Here is a 21,159-nt window from a genome sequence, read left to right as displayed (position 1 = left end):
ATTTAAGATAAAAAAAACCGAAACTTTTAAGTTTCGGTTTTTGTATTTTAAAATTATTCTATTAGTACTTTTTTAGAAAGTTTACCTTTATCTGTAATTAAGTTTACTGTATAAATTGCAGTTGGAAGTTTACTAATTTTAAGCCTATTTTCTATAATGTTATCAAAATTAGAATAGGTCTTAATTTTTTGTCCTAATAAATTATAAACTTCAACCTTTTTTATGTTTAATAGGTCGTTGTTTCTAATAACAATTTCATGGTTTTCATTATCCATAAATAGATCTAAGTGCTCACTTAAAAGATCTTCGTTATCCACAGATAAAGAATTTTGATTAGAGAACGTAATAAAGAATCTATCAGAATATGTACCAACAGGTATGTTTAATTCTGTTGCAGCATCACTTAGTAAATAAGATGTATTTGTAAGTTTGTCTAATAAGTAAATTTTACCAGTAATATTTTCAACTTCATCAATTTGTACCGTAAAGCTATTGTTAGAACCAATAACTACGCTTAATGGTATTTCCATATCCTTTTTTAAAGTAGGTACACCAGCAATAATTAGTTTTCTATTTGAGTGTTTTGGAAAATGCCAGTAAAAATCTGTGCTATTTAAATCGTAAATATCACTATCGTAACCATTGTCATAACCAAAAGTATTGTTTCTTCTAAATGAAATACCAATTTGTCGGTGTGATTTGATTTCTTCTGAAACATTATAGTTAAAACCTAATTTTAATTTAGGTAATAGACTTGTTTCTTGGTCTAAAGCAGTTTTTTTCTGATCAGATTTGAAGAAAAAAGTACCTCCTGATGCATAATTATTATTTCTATAATTTCTTTGAGAGTTTTCGAATCTAATTCTTCCACCAACAGAAGATGATGATACGAAGAATCCTTGACCAACACTAATATATCTATTAGGCGCATGATAAATACCGTTACCTAAACTTGGTAAATTTCCTTTCGTAAATTTTAAATCATCTATTATTAAATTATAAGGATTATCTGTTGTTATGGTAAAAGAGGTTACATCTTCCCAATTTAAAGTGATTTCTTGACCTGTAATTCCAGATAATTCTTGAGTTATAGGCGATTCTCCTCCGTTAGGAGTTAACGTTACAGTTGGATTTGCTAAAGGTAAAATTACATTATTAAATAAATAGATAGATTTTAAATCTACTTTCGCGTTAAAATCAAAAGTCACATCATAAGTACTAGTTGTTAAACCTACATCTCCAATAATGTTACCTAGAGTACCTCCAAGTCCTAATACATTAGGTAATAAACCAATGTTTCCAGAAGATTTTGTTACCGTAGTAGTAATTCCAGAGACTGTTTGGGTTATAGTGTTACTACTTAAAATAGCGTCTGTCCAATCAAAAACTAATGCAGGTAAACTACCAACACCATTTGCAGCAATTCCCATAGAAATGTTTCTTTGAGAATATCCACCTTGATATCCTGTTAAATTATGTCCTTCAGAACTTGCCGGATTAGAACGATCTTCTCCTGTATGTTCCCAAAAATAAATTGTACCGTCGATTTCGTTAATATTTGTATTTATAAAATCTGTAGCATCTAAAGCACTAGGATAAGGGTTACCTAATAGACTTGTTGTTGCTGGGTCAACATCAAAAGTTATAGAACCATCATTTGGTGTACCTACAAACGTAAAGTTTTGTGGATTTTGTCCTGTACTTTTCATTGTAAAACCTTGCCCTCTTTTTATTGGGCTTGATTCTCTTCTTTGTACATATTCTGCTTGAGTAGTACCGTTAAAATAAGAATATATCCAATATGGCGCAATTTTTATAGGTGTAACGCCTGCAACTCCAGGTGCTCCATCATAAATATTTCCGTTTCCAGACCAATCTATTTCTGTAATAGTAGATGCAGCAGAAGTAGGCTCGTTTCCATCTTTCATAACTTCTCTTACTCTAAAAGAATCTTGATTTAATTCTCTAACAGGTGATGACCAATAATGATATCTGTATATACTTGGTACAACAGCTTGCTGATCTCTATATAATTTACCATTACCTTGAACGTTAGAAAAGCCAGTATGAGTTTGAATCAATTGACCGTCTCCAATCAATTTCATTTCTCCGTCTAAAATAAAGTCTTCATCAAATTCTAAGTATCGGTTATCTGATACCATAAGTTTAGAGTTTTCTTTTATCCAAACACATTCAACTCTTGCATTTTCTGTTAATACTGCATGCGTAAGTGATGTTTGGGCATCAATAACCATAACTTTATCACGGTCTGCAGCATTTGTGCTTGGTCCGCCAGCAATTAAGCTACTATTACCTCCTGTCCAAGCATTTGCGTCTCCATTCCAGAAAATACCGTTAATTTCTGAGTAAGTAAAATATTTTATACCGTTAAAATTGTATTGTGCAGCATATACATTTTCTGAGTTAATAGTTGTATCTGATAACAACACATAATTAACATTTGAAGTAAAGTTTGCGTCATCTGCTACTTTTAAGACTTTAATAGTGTTAGGTGTGGTTAAAGCAGCGTCTATAATGGCTTTATTTGCTGTAATTTGAGTTGAACCAACATTACCAGTTTCAACTATTTTCCAGGTTCTACCAATTGTTTTTTCTGGCGCACAAATTAACTCTGTTTCTGTAATTGAGTTTATGTTACCATTATTATTACCCCAAACTAAGAAATCTTTATTTTTAGAAAAACTACCTGAATTTGCTAAGTTTGTGGAAGCAATGGTATTTAAACCAATAGTAATCAACGCATCTGAATTTACCGATTTAGATTGTTTTTGCTCTAAAGCCATTGCATCGTCTTTACCAATACCGGCAATATCGTTATGGAAAGTACTATTAGCAGTGTAATCCCAAATCTTTGTATTACCATCTGTTAAAACATAATCTCCGTCGGTTACAGAAGTATTGTTACTATTACTTAGCGTAAATCCATACTTAATGGCTAAATAAGTTTCTACTCTTTGTTTCTTTTCGTCTGAATGTGCATCACTATAAAGTATAACTTCTGCTACACTACCATTTATAACTCTGTCGGTAAAGTTTCGATCTCTACCCACAGTATAAGTATATGAACCTTCTGAGTCTGGAGAAATATTTGTAGTAAATATTCGAGAATGCATTTCAAAATCATCTGGCCTTGGGTGTGCAGTTAATTGAGTTTCTAAACCATTCACATATTGGACACCGCCTCTTACTTCTATTGGATTAAAATTAGAATCGAAAACAAAATCGGTACCGTTTGATGTATTACCGTTTCCGTGTCCTAAACCTGCACCGTCATTATGAGTAAATGGAGTGGCCCAGTCAGTGTTAGATGTGTCGTTATAGACAATGTACATTGTTCTTGGGTTTAATAATCCATTATAAGCTAAACCATCTCCGTTAGCTTGATTAAACGTTACTGTTGGATTAAAGTTTAAATTATTAGCAATTATACTAGCGTCTGGTTCTTGACCGGCAGTAGCATCAAAATCTAAACTTGCTGTTTGGTCTTCCCATCTAGTAACTGTACTACCTCCGGTTACATCTTTATCTGCTCTTAACCACAATGTATTTCCTGTAAAATCAGGTGAAACAGGATCAGAATCTTCATCACGATAATCTACATCATCTACACTTACATCAGAGTCTTCATCAGGTAGGTCTTGCGATGGCGTGTTAATTTCATCATTAACATCATATCTGTCATTTGTATTTGCACCTTCAAAATTATCATCTAGTCCATCGTTGTCAGAATCTGTTCCGCTTACAGCATTATCTGTAAACCCATTTTCTTCAATATCTAATAAACCATCGCCATCAGAATCGGTATCTAGATAATCTGGAATTGTATCTGAATTTGTAAGTGATACATCTGTATTTTCTTGAGTTGTTAAATCTATACCAATAATGCCTGCACAATCACTAGCTAACGCACAATCAGGATCGTAAGCATCATCTAGTCCATCGTTATCAGTATCTAATCCGCTTGGAGAAATATACCCTACTGTTGGTTGTGCTTCTATATTATCTGGAATACCGTCATTATCTGCATCAATATCTAAACTATTTATTATGCCGTCGTTGTCTGTATCACTTCCTAAAGCAACTTCTGTTGCAATATCTTCTGCAGAAAAAACACTGGCAGGAGTATTACTATATCTGGCAGCATCAATTAAACCAGAGTAAAAACCATTAGCCCCAGCGCTTGTACCTCCATCAATAGGTCCACCAAGACCGCCATCACTTCCGTGACCAGGTATTGTTGTGTAATCTGCAGAAATATCTAAGCTTACAGGGTTACCATCTACATATAAAGTTAATACACCATTAACAAATGTAGCTGCAACATGGTGCCATGCATTATCTACAGAAATAGAAACAGGGTGTTCTAAATTTCTTTGGCTAGTTGCACCACCGCTTCGAGTTGATAATGTGATTACACCATTATTAATCCATAATGTAACACCATTTGTTCCTCCTCCTTCTTCGTAAATAACTCTTTGTCCTGAAACGTCATCTGGTTTTATCCATGCAGAAAAACTTATGTGTGTATAAGTACCTTCCATAAAGCCGTTATTTTGACTGTATCTTAACACATCATTACTACCGTTAAATTCGGCCGAATGAGTTCCCTGAATAGCATCTGTAGAATAATCTGGTTGATTTGTTTCTGGTCTTTCGTTATTGCCATTACCAGAAACATCATCAGAATTATTATCTAATGGCCAATACGCATCTGGGTTTGTAGCAAAAGTTGGTGAAATTGATGTGTCTGCTTGATTTTCTATAATATCAGGAATACCATCATTATCATCATCAATATCAATATCATTTGTAATTCCATCTCTATCTGTATCTACGCCAATAATGTCATCTCTATAATCTAAATCTCCTCCAATATTAACATCAGCATCACCGTCTGTAAAATTATCTGTAGGTGTATTATCAAAAGAACCGTTTACATCAACATAGTCATCGCCATTATCTAAGGTGTTGTCTAAACCGTTTTTACCAACTGGGTTGGTAGTTGTACTACCATTGTTAGGTAAAGTAGTTAAACCAGATTCTAAAATATCGTTTATTCCATCATCATCTGAGTCTAAATCTAAGTAATCTGGCTCACCAGTTTCGTCTGTATTCACAGGTGATATACCTGTGTCATATGCTAAATCTATACCAAAAAGACTATAACTACCTGTTGGTGCAATGTAACCAGAAGTAGTTTGCGCTTCGATGTTATCTGGTATTCCGTCGTTATCTGCATCTAAATCTCTAAAATCAAACACAGTATCACCGTCGCTATCTATTGGAGTACAAAAACCGATATTGCCAATTGCAATGTTTTGAGTGGCAGTTAGACTACCAGAACCTGCGTTCTCATATACAATTTGAACTTGTGTAATCCATTCTGATATCGAGTTGATTGTTACATTAGATGCGGTTGTGCTTGTTCCTAAGAAAGTATTATTGCCTGTAAAAGAGTTAGAGGCACCGGTAACATAGTCTGCTGTTGTAAGGTTGTAATTTGTTCCGTCTTGTTTTGTTATAATAATTTTAACCCTATCTATTGCGATTGTATTTACGTCAATATTTACATCGTATATTGTGAAGTTTATTCCGTATACAGGAGTATCAAAATTAATGGTGTGTCTAGAAAAAGCAGAAAAAGAAGCTCCTTGATTTAAATTGTAAGAACTATTTGTTGTTGTTGCATTGTTTATCCTAAATTCACTTTCACTAAGTACGTTAGAAGTTCTAGATAATAACATGTTTACGTTATTATTAGATAGATTTACTGATGTATCTAAAGGATCATCACCTGTATTGATGTTAGTATCTCCATTTGTGAATTCATTATTCCAATTTAGTGATCCGCTGGTAGGATTTGAAACTAAACAGCTTCCTGGTCCTAATTCTATAGCATCTACGATACCATCATTATCATCATCTAAGTCTAATTCATCGCTAATACCATCTTTATCATAATCGTTTGTAAATGTATCATCTCGATAATCTACATCACCATTATTAAAAACATCAGAATCTTCATCAGGAAAATTATTGCTTTGTGAATTGTCAAAAGAACCATTTACATCATTATAATTATCACCATTATCATACGCATTATCTAAACCGTTAATTCCATATACACCCGTAAGCGTTAAGCCAGCTTCAAAGTTATCTAATTTGCCATCGTTATCTGAATCTGTATCTAAATAATCAAAAGCGCCATCTGTATCTGTATCTTCTGGAGTTAAACCACCAGTATATGCGGTATCTACACCATTGGCATCATAAATACCGTCTGGTGCTGTGTAACCTAAAGTGCTTTGAGCTTCAATATTATCAGGAATTCCGTCGTTATCAGAGTCTAAATCTAAACAGTTTAAAATTCCGTCTCCGTCAAAATCGTCAGCAGGATTTGTAAATTCAATTTGAAAATTGTTTAAATCGAAATTAGAAGTTTGTCCAAAAAAAGAATTATCTATATAATAATCGTTTCCTCTTGCTGTTTGTGAACTTGTGTAGACTACAACTCCGTTAACTAAATAGCTAACAGACGAACCTGTTTTTCTAATACTTAGTGTATTGCCATTTGCCCCGCTACCATAATTACCAATGTAAGTTCCGTTTTCATAAATTTGTAGTGTTTGGCCGCTACCAGTAATGTAAAAACTATAATCTACATCTTGCCAACTGTTTGTAGATTCTGTTCCTGCTTCATTAATTCCAATAACAACTCTTCTGTTAGTAGAATTTGTATAGGTTCCGTTTACGGTAAATTTCATTTCAAAATTACCATTAGCCCCATAAGTAGAGAAATTAGGAGAATGTGTACTATTTACATAACCAGCAGTACCGTTGGTGAAGTTTAAATTATTACCATTATAACTAAAACCAGAACCAGAAACGGTTGTAAAGGATAGGTTTTCTATTGCAGGACTTGAACTACTACAGCCTTCTACAGTATCTAAAATTCCATCATTATCATCATCTAAATCTACACTATCCGGAATTCCGTCACCATCAGTATCAATAAAAGAACTAGTAGAGTCTCTCCAATCAATTTCGCCTCCTGTTGGATTGTCTGGAAAATCATTGAAAGGAGTGTTGTCGAAACTTCCATTAACATCATTATAATTATCAGATGTTTCGTAGTTTGAGTCTAGCCCATTTAAACCAAAAGTACCATGTAAAACTAAATTTGCTTCAGCTCTATCAGATGTTCCGTCATTGTCAGAATCTAAATCTATATAGTCTGGAATACTATCATTTGCACTATCTGTATTTATAGGATTAATATCTGTACCGCCTTGTGCTGTTTCATAATTATCATCTAAACCATTGTTATTTGCGTCTGTAAAGCCAGCGTTTGGTGCACCACTAGGAGCTATGTATGTATTTGTTGCTTGAGCTTCAATATTATCTGGAATACCATCGTTATCTGAATCTAAATCTAAGTAATTAGGTACACCATCATTGTCACTATCTAAAGAGCAATTTGTATTCTGTATAATTCCGATTGCATCGACTTCATAATCTACAGTATTTAAAGTTCCTTTGGCAAATCTTAAGTATCTAAAACTTACGTTTGAAGTAACAATTGTATTTTGAAAAGTAACATTGTTAGTGCTTTGCGGTCGTATTGGATGTAAAACATAAGTGGTGTTGTTAGAAGATTCGCTTAAATCTATATATGCAGTACCGGTAGTAATATTGTTTCTTCTTCTCCAGGTTATTTGATATTGGGTTCCTGCAGGATATGTTTGTCCAAAATCAAAGTCAAAAGTACTAGCTGCATCATAAACTTGTCCGAAATTACCGTTCGGTTCGCCAATTATGTTATTAGAATTTACAATACTAACTTCAGATTCTATAGTACCATTTTGGTATTTTGCACATTGGCTTTCATAACCTTCTAAAGTGTCTATAATACCATCATTATCATTATCTATATCTACAGAATTCGCAATACCGTCACCATCTGTATCAATAAAACCAGCAACAGATACATCTCTCCAGTTTACGTCATTTGGCAACCCTAAATTAGCATTATTGTCTTGATCTGGAAAGTTGTCTACTTGAGTATTGTCGAAAGCTCCATTTACATCGGAATAATTATCTTCGTTATCATAAATATTATCTAAACCATTTTCACCAACGTTGCCACTTAAAATTAAATTAGCTTCTACTGTGTCAGAAACAGTATCATTATCAGAATCTAAGTCTTTATAATCAGGTTCTCCGTCACTTTCAGAATTCACAGGTATAATTGCAATACCTGCTGTTCCGCCGGCAACTACCGGATCATATTTGTCATCTAGTCCATCATTATCGATGTCGGTAAATCCGTTTCCTACTGATCCACTTGGGGCAATATATCCATTTGTAGTTTGAGCCTCAATGTTATCTGGAATTCCGTCATTATCGGTATCTAAATCTAAGTGATTAGGAATTCCGTCATTATCAAAATCAAAAATATCAGGAACACCATCTGAATTTGAATCTGCATAACTTGTATTAGAGCCATCACCAGTACCGTCATCTCTAGTGTCTAGATAGTTTGGTAGTTTATCACCATCTTCATCACCTAAAGGATCATAAGTAGTTGCGCCTACTGTTAATTCTATAGTGTCTATTATACCATCATTATCATCATCAATATCAACAACATCTGGTATACCATCTTTATCTGTATCTAGTTCTTCGATAGCATTCAATTCTATTGCAATTTGTAAGCTTTCTAATCCTTGATATGGAAAAGGACCTTCATTTGCATCTGTTCTAGGGTAAAAAGAGATACTCATGTTGCCTGAATTTGGTTGCGCAATAAAAACGATATTGTTAGTTCCCCATTTATCTCTAGTTATAGAAGAAATAGTTTGTCTACCATTATTATCGATTTCAAAGTCGAATTGATCCATATAAGTTCCGGAATAATAAGAGTTTGCTGGATCTGTACCATCTGCATTTGATAAAGCAGTTAATGTATAAATTTTTAAAATATATATCTTGTTTGCAACTAACTCTCCCATTGTAGCAGTTACAGATTCTTCTGTACCTGTTAATCCAACACCATCACCAATGTCTCTTATAGATACCCATGTTAAATCTCCTGTTGGAGGAAGTGGTAGAGGATTAACCCATGTTGCATTACCACCGGCACTACCTTGTCCACCGGTATTAAATCTGTTAGAAATATCTGGTGTACCACCAGTATCTAACCAATTTGTGGGTGTACAGTTACCACAATTAGATGATACTGTTCCTGTGCCCGGTATAGTTTGCGAAAATGAATTATTACAAAATGTAAAAATTACAATTATTAAAAAAGATAATGTAAAGTTATTTCTTTTGTTTTTTAGATTATGAACTTCCCCAAATTCAGTAATCTTAAGAAAAACATTCGTCATGTAGATAATATTTATTTTTTGTTAACACTAGTGTTAAATGCAAATATAATGTTAAAATTTTAAGAAAACAACAAAGTGGTGATTATTAGGTTTTTGTGAGTTTTTTTTAGTTTAAAAGCTATATAAGGTAATTTTAAAGGTAAAATATTGTAATAAGCATATAAAGTTTGTTATAATCAATTTAGTATATTTTAAAAGTATTTGTAAAATATAATTATAAAAACTATACTAATTTATATAAATATCTTAATTTTAGACTATTATTACTAAATAAAACTATACAATTTTAATTATGGAAAAGTATATTTCTAGAAATATTGTTGTTGTCATTTTGTTGTTTGTAGCAGGTGTGTTAAGATCACAAGAGGTGCCTCCAATAGATGTTTATACGACTGAACAATATGGTGGGGAAAACCAAAATTGGTCTATTTCTCAATCTGAAAACAAATATATATATGTAGCTAATAATAAAGGTTTGTTAGAGTTTAATGGAGAAGATTGGCAACTTTATGTTACGCCAAATGAAACTATAATGCGTTCTGTAAAATGTATTTCTAATAGAATTTACACCGGTTTTTTTATGGATTTTGGTTATTGGGAAAAAGATGAATTTGGATTGCTAAAATATTCTTCTCTCGTTAATATCGAAAAAGTTAAGATGTTAGAAGATGAGCAAATATGGGAAATTATAGAGTTAGACGGTTGGGTGTTATTTAAATCTTTACAAAGAATTTATTTATACAACTTAAATAGTAGAAATGTTAAAATTATAGAAAGTTTCAACTCTATTACCAAGATTGCCAAAGTAAATAATGTCGTTTATTTTCAAGATATTGAAAAAGGCTTGTTTAAAATTGAAAATGGTGCCTCTCTTTTGGTTTCTGATGATGCGGTATTTAAGAAGAATAAACTAATAAATATTTTTTATTTAAACGATAAGCCTCTTTTTTTAACGCAAAAAAAAGGGTTTTATTTTTTTGAAAATAATAAGGTTGTAATATGGAATATTAATGCAGATGAAGTTTTAAAATATAATACGATTTACAGTGCAGAAATTTTAGTTGATGATTCTCTTGTTCTAGGTACGATATCTAATGGTTTAATATATATCAATAAATTAGGAGAAATTGAATATGAACTCAATCAGAATTTAGGATTAAGTAACAACACTGTACTTTCTATTTTTCAAGATTTTGAGAAAAACTTATGGTTGGGTTTAGATAACGGAATAAACTTAGTTAACTTTAATTCTCCGTTTAAAACTTTCTCAAATCAGAAAGAATATTTGGGGACAATTTATACAACCTTATTATTTGAGGGAAACATGTATTTAGGTACAAATCAAGGTTTGTTCGTTAAAAAATACAACACAACAGATCCTTTTAAATTTGTGAATAAAACTCAAGGTCAGGTATGGAGTTTAAAGGCTATCAACGGAACTTTGTTTTGTGGTCATGATTCTGGTACTTTTATTATAAACGATAAAAAAGCAAACTTAATTTTTGATTCTCAAGGAAGTTGGGATTTTAAGGCAATTAGCGGTAATTTAATTATTCAAGGAAGTTATGATGGTTTGTATGTATTACAAAAAAATAATAATAATTGGGTTTTAAGAAATAAGATCAATGGTTTTGATAATTCGAGTCGTTATTTTTTAATTTTAGACAATTCCAAAATTTTTGTGAATCATGAGTATAAAGGCGTTTTTAAATTAAAGATTGATTCAGATTTAAAAAATGTTGAACAAGTAGAAAAAGAAATGTCGGTAAATAAAGGACTGCATTCTAGTTTAATTAAATATAATAATGATGTACTTTATGCATCTAAAGAAGGTGTTTTTAAGTACAATTCTTTAGAAGACATTTTTAAAATTGATTCAGTTTACAGTAATTTATTACCTAAGAAAAACTTTGTATCTGCAAAGTTGATTACAGATAAACGAACCAATAAGTTGTGGGCGTTTACAAATGAAGGGCTAAGATATTTAAGTCCCGGAGCTTTAAGCAACAAACCTAATTTAAATATTATTCCTATAAAAAATAATCTACTAAAGGGGGCTTCTGGTTTCGAGAATATTATTCACTTAGAAAATGATAAATATTTGGTTGGAACAATAAACGGGTATTTAATAGTGGATTTGAGTAAAATTGAGGTGCCAAAAAGTTTCAATATAAGTATAACTAAAGTAATTAATTATGAGACTGATAAGCCTATTAAGCATATAAAATTAACTAAAGAAGTAATATTTAAAACCAAAGAGAATAGTGTAGAGTTTTCTTATAGTGTACCAAGTTTTGTAAGTTCTGCTAATATAACATATCAGCATAAATTAGAAGGTTACAATAGCAAATGGAGCGATTATTCTGAGTCTAATACTACACTTTTTGAAAACTTACCTCATGGTAATTATACTTTTAAAGTTAGAGCTTTAATGTCTGGTAAAATTAGTAGTAACATTGCTAGTTTTAATTTTAATATAGCAAAACCATGGTATTTGTCTGAGTTTGCAATTTTAGTGTATGTTCTAATTTTTATTCTTTTAGTGTTGATATGGTATATGTTATCAAAGAAATATTACAATGATAAGCAGCAAAAACTATTAATGAAAGCTCAAAGAGAGATAGAGTTAAAAGAGTTAGAAAGTTCTCAAAAAATTATCAAACTTAATAATGAAAAGTTAAGAAACGATATTGCTAGTAAAAATAGAGAATTGGCAACATCTACAATGAGTATTATAAAGAAGAATGAGTTTTTAAGTAATTTAAAAACTGAACTTCTTAAAGGTGATGAACAAAACATTAAAAAGGTAGTTAAAATTATTGATAATAATTTAAACAATACAGACGATTGGAAAATGTTTCAAGAAGCATTTAATAATGCAGATCAAAATTTCTTAGATAAAATGAAAGAGAAGCACGATAATTTAACACCTAATGATTTGAGGTTGTGCGCATATCTTCGGTTAAATTTATCTTCTAAAGAGATTGCTCCTTTGTTAAATATTTCCCCTAGAAGTGTAGAGGTTAAAAGATATCGATTAAGAAAAAAGATGAATTTAGAGCACGATATGAACTTAACAAATTATATTTTGAACATTTAAGACCACATCAAAGTATATTTTATACTATACAATACCACAACATTAATAATTTCTTCGGATTTACTAAGGTCTGCGTTTCTACATAAAATAAGGGGTCACAAAGTGTTTTGTGTTAAAAATTGCTATGTATGTTTTTTGTTGAGGTGTTTTTTATCGATTTAGCAATTAAACAGTGTTAAATTTATCAAAAAAATAAAACTCTTTATTTATGAGAAAACAAATCACATTTTTACTTCTATTATTTATAGGTTTTTGTGCAACTGCACAAACTATAAATATAAAAGGTGTTGTTAAAGATGCTGCTAATGGAGATCCGCTACCAGGAGTTAGCATCATATTAAAAGGTACAGCTAAAGGAACAAATACAGATTTCGAAGGAAATTACTCTTTAAACAGTTTAGAGAAAGGAGCAATTTTAGTTTTTAGATATCTAGGTTATGCAGAAAAAGAGGTTGAGGTTACAGTTTCTACTATCAATTTAAATGTTTTTTTAACAGTAGAATCAGAATCTTTAGATGAAATTGTTGTAGTAGGTTATGGTGCTCAGAAGAAAAAGGAAATTACAGGTGCAGTTGCCGTTGTTTCGAGTGAAGAAATTCAGAATTTAAAACCAACAAGAATAGAACAAGCTTTACAAGGTCAAGTTGCAGGTGTAAACATTACATCTTCTTCTGGTGCACCAGGTGCAGCTTTAAATATTAGAATTAGAGGTATTTCTACAAACGGAAATAACAACCCTTTAATATTGGTAGATGGTAATGTTATAGAAGATTTAAGTGTTATAAATCCATCAGACATCGAATCTATGAATGTTTTAAAAGATGCTTCGGCTGGTATTTACGGTGTACGTGGTGCAAACGGAGTTATTATTATTACAACAAAATCTGGTAGAAAAAATACAGAGTTTAAATACAATTTAAACGCTTATGCAGGTTTTCAAAGAACTACTAGAAGCATCAGCTTATTAAACGCTACAGAATATGCTCTTTTAGCAAACGAAGCTTTTGCTGCAAATGCAGAGAGTTTGCCTTTTAACAATATTTCTAATTTGGGTGTAGGTACAAATTGGCAAGACGAAGTTTTTAAAGACGCTGCAATTTCTAGTATAGATTTTAATGCTACCAAAGGTACCGATAAATCTACGTATTCCTTTGGTGCATCACATTTAGATCAAGATGGTATTGTAGGTGGTTCTAAAGCGAATTTTAATAGAACTACAGCTAAATTTAATTTTAGTACAGATATTTTAGAAAATTTAAAATTTACATCTTCTTCAATTTATACGAATACCAATAGAAGAGGTTTGCCAGAAAATGCTTTAGGTTCTGTTTTATTTAATGCCTTAAACATGCCTTCTAATATTGCAATTAGAGATGCTAATGGTGATTATTCTTTTGCGCCAAACACAGGTGTTGGTATCGAAGTTGTAAATCCTCTTGCGCAAACAGAAAACGCTTACAATAGAACATGGGTAAATAAATTTGCTGGTAGCTATGGTTTAAATTATTCTTTTTTAGACGGCTTTTCTGCAGAATCTAGAATTCAATTTAACCATGCATCAGTAAAAACAAAAAGTTATAGTCCAGAAGTTTATTATGGTTCTGGTAAGGTGTTTAATACTGTAAGTGCTCTTGCAGATTTAACGGATGCAAATAATACTTCATCTGTTTTTGAAAGTGAACAGACTTATAAAGATTATACTTTTGATGCTTTATTAAAATATGAGAAAACTTTTAATGATGTTCATGATGTTAAAGTCTTATTAGGTACTTCGGTTTTTAGATCTCAAGGAATTAATAAGTCTAATTTATTAGGTTTCGGAGCTAATGGTAATACATTAGAGAGTGTTAGTGTTTCAGGGGCAGATACATCTCAAGATAATTTAGCACTTAGCAATCAACCAAGACGTTTTTTTGACAGTAGGTTGTTATCTTATTTTGCAAGATTGCAATACAATTATGATGGTAAGTATTTAATGTCTGCAGTAATTAGAAGAGATGGATCTTCAAACTTCGGACCAAAAAATAAATTTGGATATTTTCCTACTGCATCAGTTGGTTGGGTAGCTTCTAAAGAAAAGTTTTTAGAAGATAACGATGTTTTAAGTTTTTTAAAATTAAGAGCAAGTTACGGTGTAATTGGTAACGATAGAATTTCGAGTTTTGGTTTTGTTTCTACCTTATCAGGTGAAGGAGAATATGTTTTTAATAATCAATTGCAATTCGGAACTGCTCTTGGCGCAATATCGAATCCAGAAATTAAATGGGAAAAACAAATTCCTTTAGATATTGGTGTAGATTTAGAGCTTTTTAATAAAATAAATATTACTGCAGATTACTTTAATAAGAGAACTGAAGATTTATTGTTAAATCCAGAAGTTTCAGGAATCTTAGGTGCTTCTGCACCAGGTTCTGGAAGTCCTATTGTAAATGCAGGTACTGTAGAGAATAAAGGTTTCGAGTTCTCAATTGGTTACAAAGAAACGGTTTCAGAAGATTTTAACTTCGGAATTAAGTATAATTTCACAACTTTAGAAAACGAAGTTTTATTTGTTGGTAATGAAAGCGGTGTTTTATTTGGCGGTTCATTTGGTGTAGGTCAAGATCCACCTTCTAGAATGGAAGCAGGTATGCCAATCGGTTATTTCTACGGATATCAAACAGATGGAATTTTTCAAACTCAAGCAGAAGTTGATGCACATGCAACACAGACAAATGCGAATCCTGGAGATTTAAGATTTAGAGACATTAATAACGATGGAGAAATTACAAATGAAGATAAAACATACATCGGAGATCCTATTGCTGATATAACAATGGGTTTAAATTTTTCTTTTGACTATAAAAATTTCGATTTTAACATGTATGCTTTTGCATCTCTTGGAAATGAAATTGTAAGAAACTTCGAAAGAAATTTACCATTAACAAACAGACCAAGATATTATTTAGATAGATGGACAGGTGCCGGAACATCAAATACTTTTCCGAGAGTTACAACAGGGGCAAATAGTAACGCACTTTTTTCTGACTTTTTTGTAGAAGATGGTTCTTTTGTAAGGTTGCAAAATATACAATTGGGGTATTCTTTAGACCAAAAAATATTAGAACAAGTAGGTTTAAGTAAGTTCCGTTTTTATGTATCTGCAAATAATTTAGTTACGTTAACTAAATATAGAGGTTACGACCCAACAACTTCTAACGGAGCACCAATTGGTGGCGGAATTGATCAAGGATTTTATCCAACTCCAAAGACTTTTTTAGTAGGATTAAATGTTAATTTTTAAAAAATAGACCATGAAAAAATTACATATAAAATATATAGCTTTCTTTTTATTCTCTTCAATTTTAATTACAAGTTGTAGTGATGATTTTGTTGATGTAGAATCGACAGCAGAAAACTCTGAAGATTATTTTAATACAGAAGAAGATTATCAAAACGCTTTAATTGGTGCTTATGATATGTTACAATCTTCGTATTTAAACGTTCTGTTAGGTGAAATTGCATCAGATAATACATTAGCAGGCGGAGAAAGTGCAACAGATGTTGTTGCTATTCAAGAAATTGATGACATGATTCATACATCAGAAAATCAGCAATTAAGAGATATCTGGAGTTGGATGTTTGCAGGTGTTAACAGAGCGAATTATATCTTAGAGTTTAAAGATAAAATAGATTTTTCTGGTAAAGAAGAAGTGATTGCACAAGCAAGATTTTTAAGAGCTTATTATTATTTCGAGTTGGTAAAATGGTTTGGTGATGTGCCTTTGGTTGTAGATCAAAGAATTCTTTTTGGAGATCAATTTAATGTAGATAGAACGCCTAAAGCAGAGGTTTATTTGCAAATAGAACAAGATTTAATATTTGCGGCAAACAATTTGCCATATGTTCAGTCAGAAACAGGACGAGTTACTAAAGGAGCAGCAGAAGCTTTGTTAGGTAAAGCATATTTATATCAGAATAAATTTACAGAAGCTGCCAACGTTTTAGATAATTTAATTTTAAATGGACCACACAGTTTAGTTACGGATGCAGCTACGTTTATGGATTTGTTTGAAAATGATAATGAAAATAGTGTAGAATCTGTGTTTGAAGTGCAATATACAGAAACACAAGGTGCGGGTTTTGGATGTTTACAGTGTAGTGAAGGTAATGTTGCTGTTGGATTTAACGGTGTAAGAGGTTATGAAGGACCAGAGTTTACTTCTGGATTTAGTTTTAACGTGCCTGTACAAGATTTGGTAGATGCTTTTGAAGACGGTGATATGCGAAAAGATCTAACAATTTTAGATATCAATGCTTGGGCAGCTCAAACAGGAGCCGAATTTAATACAGGTTTTGAGCATACTGGTTATTTTAATAAAAAATACTTACCAAGAAAAAGAGGTACAGATGCACAAGCTGATAGAAATTTAACAAATCCTAATAATTACAGAGCAATTCGTTTTGCAGATGTTTTGTTAATGGCTGCAGAGGCTCATAATAGAAAACCTACGGCAAATGATGCTAAGGCATTAGAATATTTAAATTTAGTAAGGCAACGTGCTTTTGGAGACATGTTACATAATATCTCAGAAACCGGAGCAAATTTAACAGCTATTATCTTTAATGAAAGAAGATTAGAATTAGCTGGTGAAGGGCATCGATTTTTCGATTTAGTAAGAACGGGAGAAGCAGCAGCGAATATTTCTGGTTTTCAAACAGATAAAAATGAGCTGTTTCCAATTCCGGCAATAGAAATTCAATTAACAGGTAATCGTTGGTCTCAAAATCAAGGATATAATTAATAGTTAAAAGATGAAAAAAATAAATAATATATATAGATTCTTTATCGTATTGTTCTTGTTTGCAGCGTGTAAAGATAATTTAAACGACCTTTCTTTTGCAGATAATATATCGGCACCAACAAATGTTACAGCTAGTTATAATATAAAGCAAGATAATACTGGCGAAGTTACAATTACGCCAAATGCAGAAGGAGCAACTTATTACGATGTTTATTTTGATGCAGATACTACTACGCCGGTTAATTTAGAACAAGGCGAAAGTGCATCTAATGTGTATACAGAAGGTACGCACGATGTAAAAATTGTTGCTTATAATTTAAACGGAGATAAAACTGAAGCTATACAACAATTGGTAGTTTCATTTAAAGCACCTCAAAATATAGTTGTAGTTTTAGAAAATGATGTAGCAATATCTAAACAAGTAAATATTACTGTAAATGCAGATTTTGCATCCATGTTCGATTTTTATTCAGGTGAAGTAAATGCAACCGAACCAGTTTCTGGTAATATCGGAGAAACTATTTCATATCAATATAAAGATGCAGGAGATTATTCTATAAAAATTGTGGCAAAAGGAGCTGCAATAGCAACTTTAGAATATATAGAAGAATTTACAGTTACAGAAATTTTAGCACCATTAGAAGCGGCACCAAATCCGAAGAACAGAAAAGCAGAAGACGTTATTTCGATTTTTAGTGATGCTTATGCAGATGTTACATTAAACGAATTACCTACAACTTGGTCTTCTTCTGGTTTCGAAGCAGTAACAATAGATAATAATAATGTTTGGAAATTAACAAATTTAGATTTTGTTGGTATGGTTACCAATTACGATAGCGGAATCGATGTATCTTCTATGGAAAAATTACACATAGATTATTGGGTGCCTAATGATGCTACCAATGAGTTGTTAGTTAAAATAGTTAACACTGTAGATGGTGGTGAAGATGTAGAATCTTTAGGCACAACCGTTGGTGGATCTTGGCAAAGTATAGATTTAGATATTACAGGTTTTGACGATGGTGATCTAGCAAACAAGAATAAGATTACTCAAATTTTAATTGATTCTGATGGCATTTCTAATGTAGTTTATATAGATAATTTTTATTTCTATAAAGAGCCAGATGCTTCAACTACTTTTAACGATGGTTTATTAACAAACGGAGATTTTGAAAATGGAAGTGAAGCTTGGTTAATTGGTGTTGATGATAATTCTTCTGCACCAGTAGTAACAGATAATGGCAGTACTTATTATTCTGTAAATGTAACAGCTGCAGGAAATCCTTATGATGTAAACCTAAGTCAGAAAGTAGAAATTATTCAAGGCAATACTTACACATTAACTTTTGATGCTTGGTCAGACGTAAATAGACCAATTATTGCAGGTATTGGTTTAAGTGCTTCACCTTGGTCTAATACTACAGAAACAGTTAACATTACTCCAACAAGATCTTCATATTCAATAACACTTATGGCTACAGAATTTGGGGCAATAGATGCGAGAGTAATTTTCGATATTGGTGCAGCAGTTGGTTTAGTAAATATTGATAACGTATCGTTAATCATAGGAAAAGGAAATGTGTTAAATAATTCAGATTTTGAAAACGGAAGCGATTCTTGGTTAATAGGCGTAGATGATAACTCTTCTGCACCAGTAGTTACAGATAATGGTAATACATATTATTCTGTAAATGTAACAGCTGCAGGAAATCCTTATGATGTAAACTTGAGTCAGAAGGTAGAAATAGTTCAAGGCAACACGTACACATTAACTTTTGATGCTTGGTCTGATGTAAATAGACCAATAATTGCAGGAATTGGTTTAAGCGCAGCGCCTTGGTCTAATACAGCAGAAACTGTAAATATAACAACAGAAGTAACAGCGTATAGTGTAACCTTAACTGCAACAGATTTTGGTGCAACAGATGCCAGAGTAATTTTCGATTTAGGTGCAGCTGTAGGTCAAGTTAATATTGATAATGTTTCATTATCTAGCAACTAATATAAAAGATAACTTTATAAAAATATAAAAATGAAAACATTAAAATATATACTATTATTTTCATTGACAATAACACTATTTAGTTGTCAAGAAGAAGATCAAGAATTTGGTCAAATAGCAGTTCCTAGTAATATTAATATTCAAAATGAAATTATAGGGAAAGATGATGTGAACGTTTATGGTGATGGATCTGGAATTGTAAAATTTAAAGCCACTGCAAACAATGCAGTAAGTTATATTTATAATTTTGGTGATGGTTCTGATAAAGTGGCTTCTTCTAGCGGAGAAGTAGAACACAGATTTACTAAAACAGGGGTAAACACATATAATGTAACAATTATTGCATCTGGTAAAGGTGGTGTTTCATCATCTTCTACAGTGCTTTTAGAGGTTTTTAGTGCTTTTGATGATATTCAAGCTAGATCTTTTTTATCTAGTGCACCTTTGACTAAAGATGCTGCTGGTAACGATATTTTAGAAGTTACTACACCGGTTTCTAAAACTTGGTACATCGACAATACTGTTGATGGTGCTTTAGGTGTTGGACCTTCTTTAGCGTTTGATATTCAAATTAACGGAGGACCAAGTCAGTATTATTATCCAGCATTTTTTGCAGCCGCAGCAGGTACAACAAATGATTGTTATGCAGATGATGAATTAACATTTACTATTAATGAAGACGGCTCGATGACGTATGCTTTAGATAACAAAGGAGAAACTTTTTTCAACGGAAATGCAGCGCACCAAACAGTAGTTGGTGGTTCTGGTGCAAACGGCGACGAATGTTTTACTTTTGATACTTCCTTTGATAGTAATGTCTCATTAGCACCTTCATCTGAAGATTGGTCTAAAGTAGCAGATCCTGCTTTTCAGCCAAGAGGAACTCAAATGAATTTTTCTAACGGTGGTTTTATGGCATATTATGTTAGTTCTACAAGTTTCGAAATTTTAGAAATTTCAGAAACAGAAATGTATGTTAGAACTTTAGATGGTGTAGATCCTAATTTAGCATGGTATTTTAAATTTACAACAGTAAAACCAGGTTCTGCAACAACTTCTGCTTTTACAAATTTAGTTTGGGAAGATGATTTTAATACTGATGGAGCGCCAAATGCAGCAAACTGGACTTACGATCTAGGTGCAGGTGGCTGGGGAAATAACGAGCTTCAAACGTATACGAATAATGCAGAAAATGTAATTGTAGAAAACGGAAGTTTAAAAATTAAAGCAAAGAAAAATGGTGCGGGTTACACTTCTGCTAGATTAAAATCGGAAGGGTTACAAGAATTTACTTACGGTAGATTTGAAATTAGAGCCAAATTGCCAGCATCGCAAGGTACATGGCCTGCAATATGGATGTTAGGAGCCAATTTTAATTCGGTTGGTTGGCCAAATGCAGGAGAAATGGATATTATGGAGCAAAAAGGGAGTGATAAAAATACAGTTTTAAGCACCATACATTATCCTGGTAATTTTGGTGGAGGCGGACCATCAATGTCTACTAATTTGCCAACATCTACAACAGAATTTCATGTGTATTCGATAGATTGGTCTGAAACTGAGATTAAATTTTCTATAGACAATGTTGCTTACCATACACTTGCAAATGATACTTCTTTGCCTTTTAATTCAGACTTCTTTTTTATTATGAATGTAGCTATGGGAGGAACACTTGGTGGTGATGTAGATCCAGCTTTTATAGAAGATGTAATGGAGGTAGATTATATTAAAGTATTTCAATAATAAACAACTCTTTTGTAAGTAGTTGTATTAAATAAAATTAAGGTATTTAGGTCATAGAATTGTACATTCTTAAGAATTAGAGTGCAAGATTTTTATATCAATTTTTTAAAATAATAAAAT

Annotated in this window: 6 protein-coding genes; 5 read left to right on the top strand and 1 reads right to left on the bottom strand. The window is 32.0% G+C overall.

Annotated features, from left to right (window positions below; translation table 11 throughout):
• Positions 1-53: 53 nt before the first annotated feature.
• Positions 54-9,410, bottom strand: a complete 9,357-nt coding sequence (locus ACYPV9_RS10715) for a LamG-like jellyroll fold domain-containing protein (RefSeq protein ID WP_459743603.1) — start codon at positions 9,408-9,410, stop codon at positions 54-56.
• Positions 9,411-9,702: 292 nt separating this feature from the next.
• Here ACYPV9_RS10715 and ACYPV9_RS10710 point away from each other — a divergent pair, with 292 nt between their 5' ends.
• The 5 genes from ACYPV9_RS10710 (at position 9,703) to ACYPV9_RS10690 (ending at position 21,039) form a co-directional block, all read left to right on the top strand.
• On the top strand, positions 9,703-12,510 hold the full coding sequence (locus tag ACYPV9_RS10710; protein WP_459743601.1) for a helix-turn-helix and ligand-binding sensor domain-containing protein: 2,808 nt from the start codon (positions 9,703-9,705) through the stop codon (positions 12,508-12,510).
• A gap of 208 nt (positions 12,511-12,718) precedes the next feature.
• Complete coding sequence (locus tag ACYPV9_RS10705; RefSeq protein ID WP_459743599.1) at positions 12,719-15,793, top strand: SusC/RagA family TonB-linked outer membrane protein; 3,075 nt, start codon at positions 12,719-12,721, stop codon at positions 15,791-15,793.
• Positions 15,794-15,803: 10 nt separating this feature from the next.
• Complete coding sequence (locus tag ACYPV9_RS10700; RefSeq protein ID WP_459743597.1) at positions 15,804-17,294, top strand: RagB/SusD family nutrient uptake outer membrane protein; 1,491 nt, start codon at positions 15,804-15,806, stop codon at positions 17,292-17,294.
• Positions 17,295-17,304: 10 nt separating this feature from the next.
• Positions 17,305-19,296 carry a carbohydrate binding domain-containing protein gene (locus ACYPV9_RS10695; RefSeq protein WP_459743595.1) on the top strand — a complete coding sequence of 664 codons (1,992 nt, stop codon included), beginning with the start codon at positions 17,305-17,307 and terminating at the stop codon, positions 19,294-19,296.
• A gap of 30 nt (positions 19,297-19,326) precedes the next feature.
• A complete protein-coding gene (locus tag ACYPV9_RS10690; RefSeq protein WP_459743593.1) occupies positions 19,327-21,039 on the top strand; it encodes a glycoside hydrolase family 16 protein in 1,713 nt (570 codons plus the stop codon).
• Positions 21,040-21,159 lie beyond the last annotated feature (120 nt).

It is taken from the genome of Polaribacter sp. OB-PA-B3, from assembly GCF_054589375.1.
This window is presented reverse-complemented; position numbering and strand designations above follow the sequence as displayed.